The 3,280-nt window shown below is 59.1% G+C and carries 4 protein-coding genes; 3 read left to right on the forward strand and 1 reads right to left on the reverse strand.

The annotated features are described in order from the left end of the window. Positions 1-374: 374 nt before the first annotated feature. Positions 375-518 carry a hypothetical protein gene (locus AX708_RS20245; RefSeq protein WP_156443348.1) on the reverse strand — a complete coding sequence of 48 codons (144 nt, stop codon included), beginning with the start codon at positions 516-518 and terminating at the stop codon, positions 375-377. 200 nt (positions 519-718) lie between these two features. Between AX708_RS20245 and AX708_RS04045 the strand changes: the two genes are divergently transcribed. The 3 genes from AX708_RS04045 to AX708_RS04055 form a co-directional block, all read left to right on the forward strand. Beyond that, positions 719-1,333: a hypothetical protein gene (locus AX708_RS04045; RefSeq protein ID WP_156443347.1), complete on the forward strand. Its 615-nt coding sequence runs from the start codon at positions 719-721 to the stop codon at positions 1,331-1,333. Further along, a complete protein-coding gene (locus AX708_RS04050) occupies positions 1,334-2,266 on the forward strand; it encodes a hypothetical protein (protein ID WP_066528315.1) in 933 nt (310 codons plus the stop codon). A gap of 522 nt (positions 2,267-2,788) precedes the next feature. Next, a partial coding sequence (locus tag AX708_RS04055; RefSeq protein ID WP_067489559.1) for a tyrosine-type recombinase/integrase occupies positions 2,789-3,280 on the forward strand: 492 nt, incomplete at its 3' end.

The following is a 3,280-nucleotide window of genomic DNA, read 5'->3' on the forward strand; positions in this document are numbered from 1 at the left end:
ATCACCCTCGCCGCCAGCGACACTCCCGCGAAGCGGGTTCGTGCTTCGACCCCATGTCAGACCTTCGGTTGCGACCTGCGACTTCCTGAAAGCGGCAGGGTGTTCATAGGACTTGGAACAGCTGAAATTGGGACGAAGCCGTCATTCCCGAGCGGCTGCTTCAGCGGCAGGTCGATTGCCAAAACCCGACATGCGACGAGCGCTCCACTGGGCAGGAATCGCGCCCATAACCGGGCCGGTTGATGTCAGGAGGCTGCCGATCACGCTGCTGCGAGAGCGGACATCGTCCAACGCGGCCCCTGAATGGGTCTATCAGGCCCCTAGCGTAAAGCGCTTTAAAGTTGGTGCGGATAGAAGGCGGAACCGCGTAACTCTCAGCTCAGCGTGATTGCTGCGATGAGAATGAACGCAACGATGCCAGCAACCACTACGGCGTGACTGCCCTTCGCCTCAATGCAGACAGGCTTGGTCGCCCAGGGGACCGGAATCTCGAACTTGATCGACGACTTTTCACGCATTGGGATGCTCCCTTCGCGCAAATATCTGATGCCACTTTTTATCGCGGTCCACGGGACAATGCTGCTGATCCAGGGCGCCGATCAACCCGTCCGGCCCGGCGTTCCGGACAAACGCTCCGGCACTTTACGTCGGAGAAAATGTCTGATGGCGAGTCCACCTAAGATGCGGCATGGTCAACTCGCGAAAGGACCAGATGCCGATGGCCAAACTCAGTGTCGCGAGCGCCGGCAATTCGGCCGCTCCCTCCAATCCGGCTGTATCGTCGGTGGCGGCGGCGATGACGCCGCCATCAAACAACATGGCCATCGCGACCGAGACTGTCAGCGCGCTAGTGACAGTTACCGGCATGATCGACATGGCCGGGGTCTGGCAAGGGCTGCTTATTGACACGGTCTTTCCCGAGACGTTCATCGAGCATGGCACTAATCGCGTCACTTTCCAGCGTCGGCTACTCAGTGAGCAAGCGATGCGCATTCTGATGATAGTGTGGAAAGACAGTGAGCATGTCTGCGATCATGCGATCGATGCGGCAGGGGTGAGCAGGGTCGGATCGGACTGCGCACCAATCAACTGCCATAATCTCGCCAAGCGCATGGCAGCGGATGCGAACGACGTCGATCGGCAGGAAAAGAAAATCCAGGGCATTATCAAAGCGGCGGAAGCCTATGGGCTCGTTGCCAAGGAGAAGTTCAAGAACACCCGGCAACAGGCGTTGCGCGGAACTGAACGGCTGCACAGGCTGATGCTCGACATCGACGGCGAGGTGCGTCCGATCTGCACGGAGATCGCGGCAAGCGGTCCGGGAGGTGTTTAGATGACCAACGACAAGCTGGACAACGCGCGTAGCCAAGGCGCGCGCGCACTTAAGATCCTCACTATCAAAGACAACCCCTCGGCGTTCGATGCGCTTGATGATGGGATCCGGGCGCGGCTGATGCATGTCGCCGTCGGCGTAATTGGCATGGGCGGTATCGGCAAGGTGGTGCGCATGCTGGTCGATCTGTCGGTGCATGTGTCGCTGAACGAGACTAAGCTGGTCGAGCAGGGCAACGTAGCTCATGGTGTGATTGTGCTGCATGGTGGAGCCGCGCAGGCGTCGGCTTATGATTGCGATGCGACGATCTGGGAGCGCGCGCATACGGTGGTGCCCAAGTGGTCGAATGTCGCCACGCATACGCATCTCAGCAAGGTGCTACGCACCGACTTTGATCCGACCGTGGTCGAGCCGATGACTTTGCGGCTATTGTTCGACGCGCAGACGAACTGTGGGGCTAGCCAGATGGCCGAGCAACTTTGCTCGCGCTTCTCCGCTTGGCATGCCGCGACCACCAGTCTTAAAGAAGCAATGGAGGCGATCCGCACGACGCTGATCATTCCCGCGGCCTATCCCTCCGCCTCGTGTGAGCGGATGATCTATCGGTCGGCATCAGTGTGCAAAGGCTGGCATGAGCGCATTATCGATCCGGCACATTTCCTGCACTCGGGCTTCGAGGATGACGCATGGCTGGAGCCTCGGCTCCCCGCGCCGATCGCTGCGCTTTGTAAGGAGCGAGTCGAAGCGGTTTGGCATGAGACTGCCAAGGCCTTTGTAGTGCCCGAGCCGCTGAGCGACGAAGCCGGTGACAGCGAGGACGGCGACAGCACCGACCTCGCCACCAGCAGCGATGCAGTCGATGACTTCGTGTGCGCCGATCGCATGGCGTCGCTCTGGTATGGTAATAAGCGACATCCACATCGCAGGCGTTGAACGGGCATCAAACTGCCCCAGTCAGCCCTACTTTTCGGGCGGATCGAGAATATCGTAGAGGCTGGGCTCGGTGGCATCACCGTAGGCTGGGTGGCTGCATTCTGCGGCCTCCTACTACCTGTGAAGCCGCCAGCGATCCTTATGTCTCGATGATATGGCCGAGGCCTTGGCTTCCCGAACCGCGCGTGTGGATGCAGGAAACGTGCACCAATCGTACCGACTGAACCGGACTAAAGGCTTGACCATCATTTCGAGGCGCTTCGACGTCTGATTTCAGTCGATCGGCGCCGGAACTTGAATGACCGAGATTGGGGCACTTTGCTGACCTTCTGCTTCGACCAACGCGAAGGACCGCTTTCGGATAACAACGACGCTCAACGCTACCGATGCAAGAGTCTGGGTTTGGGTCGGAAGTTGCCGCGGTCCTGATGTCGGCTTTGCCTCGATCGGCGCCCCACCATTTTCAAATATCAGGCCGACAGACATTCTTCTGGTGACCATTCTGGTCACTGGAGAAGGATCATGGAGATGCCTGAAACCGAAACGACTGCTATCAAGCGCCCGGTCTGGAACGCGGGAAGGAGTGTTGGCGCAAAGCGCGCGCTCAAGCCGAAGCAAATATGGGAGATCCGCTTTTTCCTCAACGAACGCCGCCGCTTGCGTGATCGCGCACTGTTTGACCTTGCCATCGATAGCAAGCTGCGCGGTTGCGACCTTGTTCGAATGAAGATCGGCGACATCGTCAACGGAGGGCAGATCCGAACGCGCGCAATCGTGATGCAGCAGAAAACAAGCCGTCCTGTTCAGTTCGAGATTTTGCCGGATGCCCGTGCCAGTCTGCTGGCCTGGCTTGGGCGCCGGGGTGGCACCGTGGACGATTATGTCTTCCCAAGCCGGGTCGATCGGAACAGGCACCTCAGCACCCGCCAATATGCCCGACTGGTTGACGAGTGGGTGACCGGGGACTGTAAGGAATTTTGTGCTTGGCCGTTATTTGTTAGGCCAATGGGAAGC

The organism is Erythrobacter sp. CCH5-A1 (genome assembly GCF_001557115.1).
GTDB lineage: Bacteria > Pseudomonadota > Alphaproteobacteria > Sphingomonadales > Sphingomonadaceae > Erythrobacter.